This window comes from Leptospira dzoumogneensis (assembly GCF_004770895.1).
GTDB classification, from domain to species: Bacteria; Spirochaetota; Leptospiria; order Leptospirales; family Leptospiraceae; genus Leptospira_B; species Leptospira_B dzoumogneensis.
Genome location: NZ_RQHS01000018.1, coordinates 267,786 through 285,039 on the forward strand (window position 1 = coordinate 267,786; position 17,254 = coordinate 285,039).

The 17,254-nt window shown below is 42.2% G+C and carries 16 protein-coding genes and 2 tRNA genes; 8 read left to right on the top strand and 10 right to left on the bottom strand.

Annotation, left to right across the window (positions count from 1 at the left end; translation table 11 throughout):
* Positions 1–53: 53 nt before the first annotated feature.
* Entirely contained in the window at positions 54–599 is a 546-nt protein-coding gene (locus EHR06_RS12120) for a hypothetical protein (RefSeq protein ID WP_135757241.1), read from the top strand.
* Between the two features lie 104 nt (positions 600–703).
* Here EHR06_RS12120 and lysS read toward each other — a convergent pair whose 3' ends face one another.
* From lysS to EHR06_RS12140, 4 genes are all read right to left on the bottom strand, one after another.
* Complete coding sequence (lysS, locus tag EHR06_RS12125; RefSeq protein ID WP_135757242.1) at positions 704–2,203, bottom strand: lysine--tRNA ligase; 1,500 nt, start codon at positions 2,201–2,203, stop codon at positions 704–706.
* Position 2,204: 1 nt separating this feature from the next.
* On the bottom strand, positions 2,205–2,840 hold the full coding sequence (locus EHR06_RS12130) for a hypothetical protein (RefSeq protein WP_135757243.1): 636 nt from the start codon (positions 2,838–2,840) through the stop codon (positions 2,205–2,207).
* Between the two features lie 56 nt (positions 2,841–2,896).
* A tRNA-Leu gene (locus EHR06_RS12135) sits at positions 2,897–2,979 on the bottom strand.
* A 63-nt stretch (positions 2,980–3,042) separates the two neighbouring features.
* Entirely contained in the window at positions 3,043–3,714 is a 672-nt protein-coding gene (locus EHR06_RS12140; RefSeq protein ID WP_135757244.1) for a CDP-alcohol phosphatidyltransferase family protein, read from the bottom strand.
* Between the two features lie 128 nt (positions 3,715–3,842).
* Here EHR06_RS12140 and EHR06_RS12145 point away from each other — a divergent pair.
* Positions 3,843–3,916: transfer RNA gene (locus EHR06_RS12145), tRNA-Asp, on the top strand.
* 275 nt (positions 3,917–4,191) lie between these two features.
* On the opposite strand, the gene fliG is transcribed toward EHR06_RS12145, so the two are convergent.
* From fliG to EHR06_RS12170, 5 genes are all read right to left on the bottom strand, one after another.
* Entirely contained in the window at positions 4,192–5,211 is a 1,020-nt protein-coding gene (gene fliG, locus EHR06_RS12150) for a flagellar motor switch protein FliG (protein WP_135757245.1), read from the bottom strand.
* A 22-nt stretch (positions 5,212–5,233) separates the two neighbouring features.
* Positions 5,234–6,553: a pyruvate dehydrogenase complex dihydrolipoamide acetyltransferase gene (locus EHR06_RS12155; RefSeq protein ID WP_135757246.1), complete on the bottom strand. Its 1,320-nt coding sequence runs from the start codon at positions 6,551–6,553 to the stop codon at positions 5,234–5,236.
* Positions 6,554–6,597: 44 nt separating this feature from the next.
* On the bottom strand, positions 6,598–7,572 hold the full coding sequence (locus EHR06_RS12160; protein ID WP_135757247.1) for a pyruvate dehydrogenase complex E1 component subunit beta: 975 nt from the start codon (positions 7,570–7,572) through the stop codon (positions 6,598–6,600).
* Complete coding sequence (gene pdhA / locus EHR06_RS12165) at positions 7,572–8,552, bottom strand: pyruvate dehydrogenase (acetyl-transferring) E1 component subunit alpha (RefSeq protein WP_135757248.1); 981 nt, start codon at positions 8,550–8,552, stop codon at positions 7,572–7,574. The genes EHR06_RS12160 and pdhA overlap by 1 nt, the downstream gene beginning before the upstream one ends.
* A gap of 205 nt (positions 8,553–8,757) precedes the next feature.
* Positions 8,758–9,894, bottom strand: a complete 1,137-nt coding sequence (locus EHR06_RS12170) for a hypothetical protein (protein WP_135757249.1) — start codon at positions 9,892–9,894, stop codon at positions 8,758–8,760.
* 578 nt (positions 9,895–10,472) lie between these two features.
* On the opposite strand from EHR06_RS12170, the gene EHR06_RS12175 reads away from it, so the two are divergent.
* The 5 genes from EHR06_RS12175 to EHR06_RS12195 all read left to right on the top strand — a co-directional run bounded on the left by EHR06_RS12175 (position 10,473) and on the right by EHR06_RS12195 (position 14,602).
* Positions 10,473–11,318 carry a flagellin N-terminal helical domain-containing protein gene (locus tag EHR06_RS12175; RefSeq protein ID WP_008591598.1) on the top strand — a complete coding sequence of 282 codons (846 nt, stop codon included), beginning with the start codon at positions 10,473–10,475 and terminating at the stop codon, positions 11,316–11,318.
* Positions 11,319–11,725: 407 nt separating this feature from the next.
* On the top strand, positions 11,726–12,574 hold the full coding sequence (locus EHR06_RS12180; RefSeq protein ID WP_135757250.1) for a flagellin N-terminal helical domain-containing protein: 849 nt from the start codon (positions 11,726–11,728) through the stop codon (positions 12,572–12,574).
* A 490-nt stretch (positions 12,575–13,064) separates the two neighbouring features.
* On the top strand, positions 13,065–13,613 hold the full coding sequence (locus tag EHR06_RS12185; RefSeq protein WP_135757251.1) for a hypothetical protein: 549 nt from the start codon (positions 13,065–13,067) through the stop codon (positions 13,611–13,613).
* Positions 13,614–13,727: 114 nt separating this feature from the next.
* Positions 13,728–14,048 (top strand): ArsR/SmtB family transcription factor, encoded by a 321-nt coding sequence (locus EHR06_RS12190; protein ID WP_135757252.1) that lies wholly within the window; start codon positions 13,728–13,730, stop codon positions 14,046–14,048.
* A 2-nt stretch (positions 14,049–14,050) separates the two neighbouring features.
* Positions 14,051–14,602, top strand: coding sequence for an SRPBCC family protein (locus tag EHR06_RS12195; protein ID WP_135757253.1), 552 nt, complete (start codon positions 14,051–14,053; stop codon positions 14,600–14,602).
* Between the two features lie 61 nt (positions 14,603–14,663).
* Here the strand turns inward: EHR06_RS12195 and EHR06_RS12200 are convergent, their stop codons facing one another.
* Positions 14,664–15,911 (bottom strand): lipoprotein LipL46, encoded by a 1,248-nt coding sequence (locus EHR06_RS12200; protein WP_135757254.1) that lies wholly within the window; start codon positions 15,909–15,911, stop codon positions 14,664–14,666.
* A 66-nt stretch (positions 15,912–15,977) separates the two neighbouring features.
* On the opposite strand from EHR06_RS12200, the gene EHR06_RS12205 reads away from it, so the two are divergent.
* Entirely contained in the window at positions 15,978–17,237 is a 1,260-nt protein-coding gene (locus tag EHR06_RS12205; protein WP_135757255.1) for an exo-beta-N-acetylmuramidase NamZ family protein, read from the top strand.
* Positions 17,238–17,254 lie beyond the last annotated feature (17 nt).

Sequence of the window (17,254 nt, forward strand, 5' to 3'; positions counted from 1 at the left end):
TTGGGAGATCGTGGGAAGAATGGAATGGAAATCACAAAGGAGACCACCTTTCAATGATCCGTTCTAATTTCTCTTTTTTACAAGTTTCTATCTTAACCGCGTTTTCTGCGGTTTTACTGAATTCCTGCTCGGCTCGGGTCCAAGTCCTTCCTGAACCCGTGGTGGAGCAGACACTTTTTAGAAGTGGCCCTATCTGCCCGGGAGCAATCTTCTGCAGCGTGGGAAAACCCGGATCCTTGAATTTTAAAGGGATCCTTGTGAATAAGACAGGGGAGAAGCCGATCTTTTTGGAATATTATATGAGCTCTTTTGAGGAAAGTTTTCCGATCGGGATTTCTATGAAGTTAGACCAAACTTGGCATAACCTCAGAAAGACCTCTACGGATTACGGGGATACTGTTCGTGTAGTATCCATTCTTCCTACGGATGTGGCCGACAAATTGCTTTCCGCGAAAGAAGTCCAGTTCAGCTTTTCTTCCCGAGATAATACAAGTACATTCACTTTAAGTTCTTCCAATACGGACAGTTTGAAATCTTTATTGAAAGACTTGAAGGAAAAGCTGGATTCCCAAGCAAAACTAACGATTACGAATCATTAAAATTTACTGCCCGAACTTTTGATGGTTCGGGTTATCTATGTAATGCCTGGAAGGTAGCAGCCCGGAATCGAGATGATCCGGGCCTTTCTTTTAAGGTGAAATTTTTATTCAGGCCTCATTAGAGGGAATAAGATGGTGTCTCGGATAGATTGAGAATTTGTGAGTAACATTACCAAACGATCTATCCCGATCCCAAGACCTCCAGTAGGAGGCATTCCATATTCAAGCGCCCGGATATAATCCTCGTCCATCATAAATGCCTCATCGTCTCCTGCTTCTCTTTGTTTTACTTGATCTTCGAATCTTTCTTTTTGATCGAATGGATCGTTTAACTCAGAGAACGCATTTCCGATCTCTCTACCTACTATATAAGGTTCGAATCTTTCTACATAACCCGGGTTTTCTGGATTCGATTTCGCTAATGGAGAAAGTTCCTTAGGATAATCGGTCACGAATACCGGCTGGATCAGATTCGGTTCCGCTTTTTCGGAGAATACCTCGTCCGCAACTTTCCAGATAGAAGTACATTTGCCTGCGTCTACTTTTACGGAACTTGCTTTTTCTTTTGCTTCTTCCAGAGTTTTTACCTGAGAGAAATCGATTCCTGAATATTCTTTGATAATATCCACGTATTTCACTCTTCTCCAAGGAGGGCTAAGATCTACTAGATCGTTTCCGTATTTGATCTTAAGAGTTCCGCAGATCTTTTGGGCAACAGTAGTGATGAGTTTTTCAGTTAGTTCCAACATTTTTCCCATATCACCATAAGCCATATATGCTTCCATCATGGTGAATTCAGGATTATGTTTGGTGGAAATTCCTTCGTTCCTGAAGTTACGGTTTAACTCGAAAACTCTATCTAATCCGCCTACTATGAGACGTTTTAGGTATAACTCGGGAGCGATCCTTAAAAATAACTGCATGTCCAATGTATTATGATGAGTAACGAATGGTCTAGCCGCCGCACCCCCGGCGATCGGTTGCATCATTGGAGTTTCCACTTCCAAAAATCCTTCGGAAGTTAGGAAATTACGGATCTCGGATACGATCCTGCTGCGAGTGATAAAAGTCTCTCTTACGTTATCGTTTACTACCAAGTCAACATAACGCATTCTATATCTTTGTTCCACATCTGCGAAGGCGTCGTAAACTACTCCGTCTTTCTCTTTTACAACCGGAAGAGGACGAACACATTTTGCGAGTAGTGTAACCGAGGTTAAATGAAGAGTAGTTTCTCCTTTTTGGGTTTGGAAAAGATAACCTTCTATCCCGATCAAGTCTCCTAGATCCAAACTTTTAAAAAGAGTATAATTCTCTTCTCCCAGATCGTCTCTGGTTGCATAAAGTTGGATGACTCCCGACTTATCTTTTAAATGAGCGAAGCTTGCCTTTCCCATTACACGTTTGGAATGCAAACGTCCGCCTAATAAAAACTTTTTCTCAGGACCTGTAGGAGTTTTAGAATACATCTCTATCAAAGATGCTGAATCTGAATCAGGAAAGAATCGAACAGGGTAGGGATCTATTCCCTTCTCCTTTAGATTTTTGATCTTCTCGATTCTTTGTTGGATGAGTTCGTTTGTTTCTTTTAAGTCTTGGGACATTCTAATTTCCTAATAGTATCAAGTATAAATGTTTCGAGAGTCTTCCTAAAATGGATTCCAGGCTTTTCGGTTTTGTGAACCAATCCCAGGATCCGATCCCTTCGCTCACTTTGGAGACTGCGATATAAATTCCCGCAGGCTCCAGAACGTTTCTATATAATTTTAACAAGGTTGCAGAATCGTATTCTTTTCCTATCAAAAGAAAAGTTTTCCACTGACGATCTAATGCTATCTTTAAGAGAGTTTTAGGGAATTCCTGAGGACCGGATTCTACGGTATAAACTAAAATTTTAGTCTCATCCACTCCCAAAGAAACCAGATAAGTTTGTAAGGAAGAAGTAGGATCTCCTACAATTCCCAAATCGGAATCTTGGCTGGGTGGAGAATGTAGAATTACGATTACGGGAGCCAGTCCCTTCTTCCATAAAGCGGCTGCTTGTTTGAATTTATCTTTTTTACCTGTTTCGATTGCCTCTAATACAAGTGCGTCCGATTTTTTAGGATCCGCTTTTGAGACTAAAAGATAAGGAGAAGAGAAGAATAAGATCAGAAATAGGATCAATAATCCGAAAAAGCCGTATGAAACAAGTTTGGCTTTGTCTAAAAAATCTTTAACGGAGAGAGCACCCGATGCCATAGTTCTACCGAGGGTTGGTTTTTCGAAATGGGGAAAGAGTTTTAGGTAGGACGAATTGCTCGAGAGGGGACTCGAACCCCTACACCGAACCGGCACAAGCACCTCAAGCTTGCGTGTCTACCAATTCCACCACCCGAGCGGTCGCGATTGACAGATTGGGTGACTAGGCTCCGGTGTCAAGGAAATTCAATCTAGGCTAAGCTTAGACCAATTCGTACTTTTTCTTCTGCTTTTTATCTTCTGGATCTAAGATGAATCTTTCCGGATGGAACACTATATTCCAGTATCTTTTGGAATAAGCCACCACTCCAATACTTAAGATCAGGACTAATACATAACCTGAATATTCAGGATGATGGAAGAAATGATTTTCAGGTAAGGTAGGGCCGATCAAAGGCAAGGTCATATACCAAAGAACCGCGGCCGCAACAAGACCCACTCCAATCTTACCCCACCAATTCGGTTTTCCTTGGATCCCTCTTTTTAAATATAAGAATCCACCCAACCAAACTCCTAAAATTTCTCTTAAGATATATATGAGAAGGATCCAAAGAGGAAACTGATAATAATGAACGATTACCGAAAGTCCGCCTATGGTGACGAATTTATCGCAGATAGGATCCAAGTATTTTCCCAAGACGGATTCTTGAGAGAGAAGGCGGGCTAGAAACCCGTCTAGAAAATCCGTGAGTACTGCAAGAACGCAGGTGCCTATTGCTAAAAACAAATATTCTCCGTTACGTGGAGACTCGATATGTTTACGGGTGAATTGTATAAAAAAAGGAAGAAGTAAAACTCTAGAGACGGATAGAAAATTGGAAAGAGTAAACACCCTCTCTTCGAGTAGATCCTTTGGTTTTTTTTCGTGAAGCATCTAAGAAAGCCGTCGGTCGGAAAAACTCCGCTATTGGAAAGGCTATGGAAGGGACTTAAAAATTCATCCCTTTTTCAGATAAACGAATTGACCCCCGAGCCCGCTCAGAAATTATGTTCTTCATAAAAGGAGCTGTAGCTCAGCTGGTTAGAGTGCCTGCCTGTCACGCAGGATGTCGCGGGTTCGAGTCCCGTCAGCTCCGGAAATTTCCCTTCATTCTAAAATTCGACTCGAAGCTTTTGCGCGTAAGCAATCGTAGCGACCCATCGGGAGCGTAAACGATTGCGCCGCAAGACATGGATGTCGAAGCGAGCGCAAAAGACGCCGTGGAGCCAAGTCTCGCACGATGCGAGACTGCGTAACGGCGAGTCCCGTCAGCTCCGGTACGTGAAATTTCGCTAGAAATTTCCATACTCCAAATTTGCGCCTACGGAAGACCATCCTCATAAAGCGATCGAAGATCGCTTATCCAATGTTTCAAATAAACTCTTCCGAGTCCTTTTTAATAATAATTTCCCCGATCTCTTCCAGATCACGCAATGCAGTCAGAACGCTATTTCTTGCATCGGTGATCTCTTTTAAGGTCACTTTCCCTCGGATATCCATACTTTCTAAAATATCGTTGGCTCTGTTTTTAGACATTGCCTCGAAAAAATGGACCTTGATCTGGTCGGAAGCTCCTCTGAGCGCGATCGCGATTAGATCATCGTCTGCGATACGATTGATGAGCAGTCTCATCTCTTTGGAGTTAAGAAGAAGTACATCTTCGAAAGTGTATAATTTTTCGCGGACCTGAGAGGCGAGTTCAGGAGATTGTTCTTCCAATTCTTTCAGGATTGTTTCTTCCAAAGATTTATCCATATGATTAAGGATATTTGCAAGAGCTTCCGCTCCTCCTGCTTCGCTGAATTCGGATTTATCTCTTTGTTCGTATTTTTTCTTCAGAACTTTTGCGATCTGACGAATTGCATCCGGATGGGTTTTAGTAGTATTTGCGAGTCTAAGCGCTACTTTACTTTGGAGTTCTTTGGGTAAAAACTTAAGTGTTTCAGCTGCTTTTTTAGGATGTAAAAATGCGAGAGTGACTGCGATCGTTTGGGTATGTTCCGGAGCTAAAAGATGAGCGAGAGTTTGAGGTTCTGCATCGTTTAAGAAGGAAAAATCCTCTTCGGTATCCTTTCTATCCAGTTTTCCTAATATGTTTTCCGATTTTTCTTTTCCTAAAGACTTTTGTAGAAGTTCCCTTGCGGTTTCGATCCCGCCTTTGGATTCTGCAGCCAAGTCCTTGAGTGAACCTTGGAAATCTAAAAGAACCTCTTCTTTTTCGGATTTGCTGATCGTTTTGATCTTTGCCATTTCTTGGACGATCTCTTCAATCAATTTCTCGTCCAGTTGCGCTAACGCCTTGGCAGCAGCATCCTTGTCTAAGGATAGAAGTAGCATTGCTGCTTTTTTAACTTTTTGGTCTCTTATTTTAAGATTGGAATCCTGATCCACTGCTTCTTAGCCCATTAAAAAATCAGGCAAGTAACCGAAGAGGATGTTCCAGAAAATTTCGAAACACTTCCAACCAACCGGCTCCCACCGCACCGTCTACCACTCTATGATCGCAGGAAAGGCAGACTGAAAGAGTTTTACCAGGGACTATACTTCCGTTTTTGATTACCGGTTTAGATACCACGTTTCCAACTGCGAGGATCGCGGCCTCTGGTTCGTTGATTACCGCTGCAAAACGATCCACTCCGAACATTCCCAAATTGGAAACAGTGAAGGTTCCGTCTGAAAACTCTTCCGGTTTGAGTTTTCGTTCCCTTGCACGGGAAGCAAGCTCTTTTACCGTCCTGCCTATTTCCAAAACAGACCTTTTGTCTGCGTTTCTTACATACGGAGTGATCAGTCCACCTTCGATAGAAACTGCCACACCTATATCCACTCTTCCATGTTTTAGGATATGATCTTCTCTCCAGGAAGAATTTACTTCAGGAACTTTTAGGAGCGCAAGCGCAGAAGCTCTTATAATAAAATCATTTATACTGAGTTTGATCTCTTCTCCGGATTCTTTCAGATCGGAGTTAAAATTTTCTCTTAAATGAACGAGTGCGTCCACATCGATTTCCATATCCAAATAGAAATGAGGTTGGTGGGTTTTGGAATGGACTAGTCTAGAAGCGATCGTCTTTCTCATTCCTGAGATTGGAAGTTTCTCTTCTTGGATGATTTCTCCGGCAAATGGAGAAGTTCCGCTCGAGGAAAATGAAGAGATCCCGTTCTCAATATCTCGTTTGATAATCCTTCCGTCTGGCCCGCTTCCTCTGATCTTAGAAAGATCGATTCCACTTTCCTCTGCGAGCCTTTTGGCCAGAGGAGAGGCCTTGATCCTTCCTTCCAAGGCCCCAGGAGAAAGTCCTCTAGAAACGGAACTCTCTTTCGGAGCGGGAACTTCCTCTTCCTCAGGTTCTGGAATTGTCGAAGATACTACATTTTCAGTCTTTTTAGGTGCAGTCGCCGGAGAAGGCGAGGCTGCAGGAACTGCTGCCGGGGAAGGAACGGACGCAGAGGATCTGGATTTTGCCTCTGAAAGTAGGGAAGTAATATCTTCTCCTGCTTTTCCTATGATTGCAACCGGGGCCCCAACAGGGAGTTTGGCCCCTTCCTGGGCTAAAATTTCCAAAATTACCCCGGTGTCGAATGCTTCCATTTCCATGACCGCTTTGTCGGTTTCGACCTCGGCTAATATTTCGCCCGGAGCGACGGAGTCACCCTTCTTCTTTAGCCATTTTACCAAAACACCTTCCGACATTGTCGGAGAAAGCTGGGTCATTTCGGAAATTTTTGCCATTTATTTTTCCTGTTTATAATATAATAATATTCAAATATTATGATTTACTTAATCATTTCTCTGACTTTTTTGATTATCTTCTCCTCGCTCGGCAGAGAGGATCTTTCCAGATTTGCCGCATAAGGCATCGGCACATCTTCCTGGGTGATCCTTTCTATCGGAGAATCAAGATAATCGAATGCTTCTTTTTGGATCAGATAAGCAACCTGCGCCCCAAATCCAGCCACATTCCAACCTTCTTCCACTATAAGGACCTTGTTTGTTTTTCTGACAGAAGTCAAAATCCCTTCCTCATCTAAAGGTCTTATACTTCTTAGATCCAAAACTTCGACCGAAATTCCTTCTTTTGCCAGTTTTTCCGCTGCCGGAAGAACATACATAAGTGCTCTGGACCAACTGATGATCGTGAGTTGTGTTCCTTCTCTTTTGATATCCGATTTTCCCATCGGGATCAAAAATTCTCCTTCCGGAACTTCTCCCTTGGAACCGTATAATACTTCACTTTCTATGAAGATGGTCGGGTTATTGTCTCGGATGGAAGTTTTTAAAAGTCCGTAAGCATCTGAGGGAGTATAGGGTGCGAGCACTTTGAGTCCAGGAATATGAGCATACCAACTTTCGAATGACTGAGAGTGTTGGGCCGCAAGTCTTCCGCCTGCACCGCCGGCTCCTCTGAATACGATCGGGATCGGAAATTGCCCCGCACTCATATAATTCATTTTTGCTGCCGAGTTGATGATCTGATCGATCGCAACCAGTGAGAAGTTCCAGGTCATAAATTCTATGATAGGTCTTAGTCCCACCATAGCTGCTCCGATCCCAACTCCTGCAAATCCGTTCTCTGAAATTGGAGTATCTATGATTCTTTTTTCTCCGAACTTAGCGAGCATTCCTTGGGAAACTTTATAAGCACCTTCATAATGTCCTACTTCTTCTCCCATGAGAAAGATATTCGGATCCTTCTCCATTTCTTCCGTCATGGCCCGGTTGAGTGCTTCTCTATAAGTGAGTACTGCCATTATACGTTCTCCGCATAAACATGCTTGTATAACCAGCCAAGAGGAGGTTCTTCACTTTTTTCTGCAAAGTCTACCGATTCCTCTACGGTTTTGAGAATGATCTCGTCCATCTTAGTCAATTCTTCTTGGGCCCAGCCTGAGGAGAGTAGATCTTTTTCCGCTTTGATAAGTGGATCGCCTTGTTTATATTTATCTAATTCTTCTTTGGTTCTATACTTTGCAGGGTCTGACATGGAGTGGCCTCTAAATCTATAGGTGGAAATTTCCATGAGGGTAGGGCCTTCTCCTCTTCTTGCTCTTTCCACAGCGACTCTAACGTGTTCTCTTACTTTTCGGACCTCGTCACCTTCTATATGATCTCTTGCGATATCATAAGCAGCTGCTCTTACGGATACATCTTTAACTGAGAGTGCCCTATATTCAGGAGTTCCCATCGCATAGTGATTATTCTCGCAGATCATAACGAGGGGAAGTTTCCAAATAGCAGCCAAGTTCATTCCTTCATGGAAGGATCCTATGTTTGCTGCACCTTCTCCAAAAAAACATAATGTAACTGCGCCGTCTCCGCGATACTTGGATGCGTATGCGATGCCGGCAGCGAGAGAGATATGCCCGCCTACGATCCCATGTCCTCCCATAAAGTTTTTTTTCTTATCGAAGAAGTGCATGGAGCCGCCGTTACCTGAAACGATCCCGGTTTTTTTGCCGTACAATTCCGCCATGAGTGACTTGGGTTCCAAACCTCTCGCGAGTGCATGGCCATGATCTCTATAGGTGGAAACTATATAATCTTTTTGTTCTAAAGCGGAGATTGCTCCCACACCCACAGCTTCTTGACCGATGTATAAATGGCAGAAGCCGCCGATTTTGCCCATGCTATATGCTTTTGCGGAAGCTTCTTCGAAGCGGCGGATCAAAAGCATTTGTCTGTATAATTCTAATAGATCTTCTGTTTCTTTTTTTGTTTTAGGTTGGCTCATAGTACTTTAGGAAATACGAAAACAATCGCAAACTATCTTCTTAGAACTAGGATATACAAACTAATTTCAGAAATTTTTTGAAAAAAGTAGGAAAGTTGATCGAGGAAAAAATTTTTCCCGTCCTCAACTTTCGATCGGGAAAAATTAGGCTGAATGTAGTAAATATACCTCCGGTTTGAAATCCGGAGACATATTATTTGTATATTTACTGTGTGACCAAGCCTTTAAAAAAGGTATCGCTAGTACAATCTCCGTTGCTGATGGAGGTGTTGTAGGAACGTAAAGTTACAGCCCCAGCTGCCTCACCAACTCCGTAGGGAAGGATAGAGCAATTCAGATTGATAGTTGAGCTTGAATGAACCTGAGCACAGCTCTGACTGGAACTAAATGAACCTGGACTGGATGCAAACCCGGAATTATTGCAGTAGGCAGTTGCAGTCGTAACATTCCACTGGGAATCGAAGTCAAAACAGTAACTATAATCCTTATTGTAGAAGCTACTATGAAATGAGAAGCTACAGCTGTAATTTGATGCCGTATTCACGGACTGATTCAATGTAGAAATCTTATAACTTCCGGTGGCTGCTTCATCTTCTTCATAGATGGTGATGATCGGAATCGGGATATTGGAATTATTATATGCAACTTTGTAAGGGAAAAGTGTTTCTTGGGCACTACCAATATTGGTGCCGTTCATAACTAAGCCGCCGGAAGAAGTATAGCTGTATACTCCCATATACACTCGTCTGTAATTGTTCTGGCCGCGAAATCCTATTTCATACCCCCCGACAGTGTTGGAAAGTCCGGTAACCGTATAAAAATCAAATTCATAAGGAGAGCCTATATTTTCTGATAAGGGCTCGCTAGAGGTTGCCTGTAGGATAGTTGGAATTACTCCACGTATTCCATATGCCGCACCGGGACAGCCTCCGGTCGCTTTAATTTGGATTTGATAAGTTCCAGGTTGTTTGGCTATCCCTGCGAGTGCCTGGTCGTACATGTCAACTGTCACCGCATTAATATTTGGATCTGTCGGAATTGCGACAGAAAAACAAACGTATCCAGTAGAAAGGCCCACTGCGAATGGCTGGTTAGCGGAATCAATTTCGATTTCATAAGTATCGGTTGCTCCGCCGGCAACTAGTTTGAAGCCATCGGCGTTTGTGCCTAATGTAAGGGGGCCGCCTGCGGCAGCAGGATGAGGTAAGTTTGATAGAAGAAGGAATTCCATTCCTCCTCCCTTGGAATCTCCTCCTCCACAGGAGTAGGAGAGAAAAATTAATAAGAAGAGAGATACAGATCGCTTACTTAGATTCACAATTCGGTTGTTTTTTTTATTCATAAGAATCAAGTCGGGCATTCCTTAATGAGTATGTTTGGTTATTCATCAACCGCCAAAGTTTTGTCTAATTAATGATAAAAATAGATATCAAGAATAGAGCATATTATAGGCGAATGACAAATAACGTCAATGTTTCAAGGGCGACATTTTTGTCAAAAGTATCTAATGATTCGAAATTTTCGGCCAAGCTAACTTCCGATGGCTCCTTTTGACTTTTGTCCTCTTGTAGGAATTTCTAAAAAAATGCTTATGGAAATTTCCAATTCGTTCGAACTTTTAGATGAGCCCAAAAAAGGAAAATTTTTTAGAAAAATTCTCCGATTCCTTTTTCTTCCTTTCTCCAAAAATCGCTAAAAATCAGCGAAAAACGTCTAAAATTAGCGAATTTCCTCAAATTCGTTAAAATTAATCTGGGCCCTACGCTTCACCGAAGATATATTTGAAGGAAACCCTGAATTTCTAGGTTTTACCCGGATCTCAGCCTTCATTTAAACATATAGAAAAAAGACCAAAACCAAACCAGCACAGATCCCGGCACGGACGCCGGGCTCATGATCTCAGTTTCAAGGAGGAAACAAATGATCATTAACCATAACTTAGCCGCGATTAACTCCCACCGCGTTCTGAAGTTCCAGAACAACGAAGTGGCGAAAAACATGGAGGCACTTTCTTCCGGTATGCGTATCAACCGCGCCGGTGATGATGCATCCGGTCTAGCCGTTTCCGAGAAAATGAGAACTCAGGTGAAAGGACTTCGCCAAGCGGAGAGAAACACTGAGGACGGCATGTCCCTGATCCAAACAACTGAAGGATATCTGCAGGAAACGAATGATATCATCCAGAGGGTCCGTGTACTTGCTATCCAATCTTCCAACGGAATCTACGGTGCAGAAGACCGTCAGATGATCCAAGTAGAAGTTTCTCAGCTTATAGACGAAATTGATCGCATTTCCTCCCAAGCAGAGTTCAACAAGATGGCATTGCTCCAAGGCGATTTCGCTCGTGGATCAAGAACCGCTTCTATGTGGTTCCACATCGGACCGAACCAGCACCAGAGGGAACGTGTCTATATCGCAACTATGACCGCTAAGGCTCTGAATTTGATCAAGTCTGACGGAACACTTTTGACTCTTTCTACTGCTGAACTTTCAAACGAAGCAATCGGCTTTCTTGACGATGCTTTAATGAAAATCAACAAACAAAGAGCAAATCTTGGAGCTTACTATAACCGTTTAGAGCATGCATCTAAAGGCCTAATGGTAGCTTACGAGAACATCCAAGCTTCAGAGTCGAGAATCAGGGACGCGGATATGGCAGAGGAAACTGTTGCATTCACTAAGAACCAAATTTTGGTTCAATCAGGAACTGCAATGTTAGCACAAGCTAACGTAAGACCTCAGTCTGTCCTCCAGTTACTTAGGTAATTAGGACTTTCCGGCAGCGGGAGCAGTGATGCTCCCGCACCGGGAACTTTTCTGTAGAACTCCGAAGCCGCTTATGCGGCTATCGTTGTCTACAGACCTAACGAAAAGGTACAGGAAAAACGTCGGGTCTAATCTTCTTCTTTCCCCAATTTTTTTCCGGTTCCTTTTCCAAGGAGGAATTCCGAGGAAACGAAAACCGGGTTAGTAATAACCTAAAGCTTATTGTACTTTTGCAAGATCGCTGACGTTAGTCGGCCTTATTGCGGTTGATTGAAAATATCCTAGATCTCCTCGGGAGAAAATGACCTGTCGGGTGGTCCGACCGGGTCCATCCCGGAGCACCGGACAGGTCATGTCCGATCGGAGGATAGGGAGATCCTCCGGAAACTCTCTACAAGGAGTGTAGGATGATTATCAATCACAACCTGAGTGCGGTGAATTCTCACCGCTCTCTGAAGTTCAACGAGCTAGCTGTGGATAAAACCATGAAAGCTTTGTCTTCCGGCATGCGGATCAATTCTGCCGGTGACGATGCTTCGGGTTTGGCTGTCTCCGAAAAACTCAGAACGCAGATCAACGGACTGAGGCAAGCGGAGAGAAATACGGAAGACGGGATGAGTTTCATCCAGACTGCGGAAGGGTTCCTTCAACAGTCTTCGGATATCATCCAAAGGATCCGGGTTTTGGCCATCCAAACCTCGAATGGGATCTACAGCCCCGAAGACAGACAATTGGTTCAGGTGGAAGTTTCCGCCCTTGTCGACGAAGTGGATCGTATTGCCTCTCAAGCAGAGTTCAATAGATTCAAATTGTTCGAAGGAGACTTCGCTAGAGGTTCGAAAAGAGCTTCTATGTGGTTCCATATGGGACCGAACCAGAACCAAAGGGAAAGGTTCTTCATTGGAACTATGACTTCCCGAGCTTTAAAGCTTACCAAGGCAGACGGTAAATCGATAGCGGTTTCTTCTCCTGGGGAAGCGAATGAAGTGATCGGCTTAGCCGATGCTGCGCTCGGAAAGATCATGAAGCAGAGGGCGGATATGGGAGCTTATTTTAATAGGCTGGAACATTCCGCAAAAGGTCTCATGGCGGCATATGAAAATATGCAGGCTTCCGAGTCCAGAATTCGTGACGCTGATATGGCGGAGGAGATGGTTGCTCTAACTACAAAACAAATACTCGTGCAGAGTGGTACGGCGATGTTAGTGCAAGCAAACCTAAAACCGAATTCGGTCCTCAAACTTCTACAAATGTAGTTTTCGGGAACAGGCGCCACCGGAAGGAAACTCCCGGTGGCTTTTTTTATCTCATGATCCGAGATTCCTTTATGAATTCTTTCTATTTACTTATTCGTCTAAATTCGATTTTTCTAAACGAGTGATGCTAAAAAATTGAGAGCCGCTTCTATAAAAAATACGGGTAATATTTCATATTCGAGCAGGAGATGCTCATCTATTCGAAATCGGGCGATTTCGCTTGACTCTTTTTGTTGATTCGAGGAAATTCTCGGACATCTTTTCCTTCGGGTAGAATGTAATGCTCCGTAGTTTACTTATCTTTGCGATACTATTCGGTTTAAGTTGTGCGACCACTAATTCAGAAAAAAAGCCCGGGCAGGAATCATTTACCTTAGATTGTTCGGACACTAAGAGTCCATATTACTTCTCTGTAATGAAGGGGAAGGGCAATTTTTCGGTAACAAGGTTTTTGGACTATTCAGTGCCCTCCGGCGCCCATTCAGACTTTTTGAGTCAAAATCGAAAAATTTGGGATAAGGCACTTTTAGATTACCAAGCTAAAAAATTTTCCGAAGTAAAGTTATTATTACAACCTTTTCTATCTAAGTATGATCAGGATTTAAGTCTTCGGGAATTATACGCCAAATCCTGGTATTGGAGTCTGCAAAATCGAGGAAAAGAAGACAAGCTGCTTGCATTCTATTTGGATCTACATAAACGCATTCAGCATGAAATTGATGTGCAGGATGGAATCCGAAAAAAAGACGAAGTAGTTATAGTCTTAGGTTTTAACGATGTGGAGTGGAAAATTGCTACAATCTATTTGGATAGAGCGGAGTGGCAAACTGCCGAGTCATACTTGGAATTATCTCTTTTCGGAGGAACTATGACTACCGACGGAAGCCAAGGTCCTCATCCATCCGTGATCGAAAACTATGCTTATCTTACCGAGACCGCTTATTATCTGAATGATAAGGATAAGAATCGTTTTTATTTCTGTAAAACCTTACAACTTGATCCTAAGAACACTTATGCATTTCAGTTTTTACTCCGTTAAATCGGAGTTTTTCTTTTCCCCGGCTTAATTCAATCCTTCAAATAATTTCGGCAGGGTTGTTATTTTAAATATTTAAGTATTGACTTAATTAAGTTTATACTTAAATATTTGCCTATGCAGGCTTTAGATGCGATTTCGGACCCAACCAGACGCAAAATTTTAGAACTACTATTCGATGGTGAAATGGGCGCTGGAGAAATTGCGGGACATTTTGATATAAGTTCCGCTGCGATCTCTCAACATCTTAAGGTTTTGAAAGAATGTAATCTGATCCAAGTCAGAGTGGATGGGCAAAGAAGGATCCATTCCTTGGATTATAAAGGTTGGAAAGAGATCCAAGACTGGATAGATAGAGCCAAAACTTTCTGGGAAGGAAGACTAGATCTTCTGGAAAAAGAATTAAGAGCGAATAAAATGAAAAAAGGGAGAAGATAGTGATGAAAGATCTATCTATAAACAAAACGTATGGAACCTTCACTTCGGATTCCGAAGTTCGTTTCCAAAGATTATTACCCGGACCGATCGAAACTGTTTGGGAATATCTGACCGATTCCGAAAAAAGAGGCACCTGGCTTGCTTCCGGAACTATGGAGTTAAGGGTAGGTGGAAAAGTAGAATTAAACTTTTTGCATTCTTCTCTTTCTGATGAAAAAACATATCCTGATAGATTCAAGGAAATGGAGAATGGGATCAGTGGAGTGGAAACGATCACTGCAATCGATCCTCCTCGCTTCCTAAGTTTTACCTGGCACCCAAATTCCGAAGTTAGTTTTGAATTAGTGGAGAAGGGAGAAGATGTTCTTCTTACACTCCGACATTATAAACTTGTAGATGAATTCGGTAAACTAATGGTTTCTACAGGTTGGCATACTCATTTGGATATTCTGACTTCTAAACTTTATAAAGGATCAGTTCCTAAGTTCTGGCAAACATTTACTCACCATGAAAGTATTTACGGTGAGGCTCTCAAAAGTATCTCTAAGAAGTGATCTTAATAAAAAAGCCGACGAGTTCTCGCCGGCTTTCTTTTTCAATCGATTGGTAAATCGATTATTTATTCGGAGTAAACTCCAAAGTAACCACACCTCTTGCAGCAGACTTAACATTCATTTTCTTAGTAGCTAAGAATGTAAATCCTCTGTCTTTTTTATAGACTAATTCGTCCATAAACAGTGCATCTTTTCCAGGGTAGGTAACTTCCCACTCTGAACCGCTTGTATTGCTAGTTCTAACATTGATGTCTTTTGCAGCTGTTAATTCTGCCAAATCATCTTTGAACTTAGTGGATTCGTCAGCATCCAAACCGGTAAACTTTAAGATGATAGTATTATTCTCAGTGAGATTGAACCATTCTTCTTTGAGTTGTTTGTTTACTTTTTTGGTTACGTCTTCTGCCCAACCGGCAAGCGCTTTTTCTCTGGAAACTTTTTGAGTGATATCCGCTCCGCGAGCATCTCCGTTTCCGGAAGCTACCACTTTACCATCTCCCCAAAGTAAGATCACTTTATAAGGTCCGGTAGCGGCAGTATTGAATAGAGGTCTATCCAGAGCTTTTCCACCGATTGCAGTTACAGGTGCTTGGTCTTCAGTTTCTACCGAACCAACTACCAGAACTTCTGCTCCGGATGATTGAGCTTGGATGAGTATCGCAGCTCCTGAATCCAATGAGTTGACTGCATCCGCATTCAAGCCGGAAGGTTTAACAGTTTTAGAAGCCTGTCCAGGATCAACGATCTTGTTTCCAGCTTTTTTAAGACCTTTGATGATCTCAGCTTCTGCAATATTACCATTACTTAAAGGAGCAACCGGTGCTCCTCCTACTTTAGAAGGAACTAAAACTACAATTCTTGGATTTCCTACATCAGCAAGTAAACCTTCTACCGCAGTGGAAAGTTTAGATTCTTCGATAGTACAACGAACAGTAAGTTTTAAAATAGGTTGAGTATCTATCTTGCCTTGGTCTTCCGCAACGATATCGTAAGATTTTACGAATGCATCGGTCTTGGAAAGTAGACTAGAGCCTAAACTTTCTCCGTCGGAAGCTTGGCTTTTGTTGGAAATTTCTTCACCAACTACTTTACGTACCGCATTAACTTTTGCGTCTTTAATCGCTCTTTGTTTTGCGTTCGCTATATCTCCGTTATAGATCGGAGCTTCTCCGATCACGGTGATTGTATTTCCTTCTCTAGTGAATTCTTCTTTTTTCTTGCGTCGGGATCCGTCACCCGTTGCGCATGCAAAAGCGAAACCTAAAATCAGTGTGAGAGCGGTAATCCGCAGGATGGGCAGCTTTGCCATATCGCTTCCTTTTTCTCCTTGATGTATTGAATTCTGTCTATTTACTGAACAAATAAGGTATCTTACATGCGGTTCAAAGAAAGAAACAAAAAAAACCTAACTTTACTCATTTTTTTTCTGACAATTTCCTCAGGCTCTTGCGTAGAGGCGTCATCCAGAAGTCATATTTCTAAATCCAAAATTATCCCTGCCGAAGTTTCTTTTTACGACCAAATACTTCCTAGTCTTGCGGGTAAATCCGTTGTGCTCGTTACAAATCCTTCCGGTATAGGAAGACATCCTGAGAAGATCCTAAAAGAATTTAAGGATAAAAAAGTTAAGATCAAACATCTGATCGGACTAGAACACGGATTTTTGGGATTGGAAGAAGACTTCAGTAAGTCTCCAGTCACAATGGATGAGACTTTTCAACTTCCTATCTATCATATTTATAAGGTTAAAAACTCGGAGATCCCTGCAATCCTGAAAGGTGCAGATGCAGTTGTGTTCGACGTGGTCGATATGGGGATGCGTTGTTATACTTACTTAAGCGTTCTAAAACGTTTGATGGATAATTTGCCTGATCCAAATACTAAGTTTATTCTTTTGGACCATCCAAACCCGGCTCTATATTTAGGCGCAAGGGGAGAAGGTATACAGAAGAAGTTTTTGAACTTCGCAGGAGAATTTCCATCTCTATTTTTCACAGGAATGACCCTGGGAGAAGCCGCTGCGTTTTATAATGGAGAATATCTGGGTGGAAAAGTGAAACTAGATATTATTTCACCGGAAAACTTTAAAAGAGGATTTGATTGGGAGAGAGAAGGAATCCCTTGGTCTACACCTTCTCCCAATCTTCCCATGTTGGATTCTGCGAGGAATTATCTAGGTTTAGTATTATTAGAAGGAGTGAATGTTTCCGTAGGAAGAGGTACACAGGCTCCATTCGTATATTTCGGCGCTCCTTGGATGAATGAGCCTGAAGAAATTATCAATGAATTGAACGAAGACAGCAAAGGTGATTATTATTACCAAAGTGTATTCTTCAAACCTACATTCGGACCTTTTAAAGGAGAAATTTGTAGAGGACTTCGTTTAACCGTTGTAAATCGTAAATACGATCCTATCAGAATGGCATATAATCTGACTACCATTATGAAAAAGAAATATAAGGACTTTAAATGGAGACAGTATGCGGATGGATCTCATAATATAGATTTTCTTTGGGGAACCGAAAAATTCAGAGAGTCCGTGGATGCAGGTCTCACATACGAACAATTTAAGGCTACATATGCGGAATCAGAATCTTCTACAAATAAACTCATCCAAAAATATCTGATCTACTAAGGTTTTGTATTAAAATT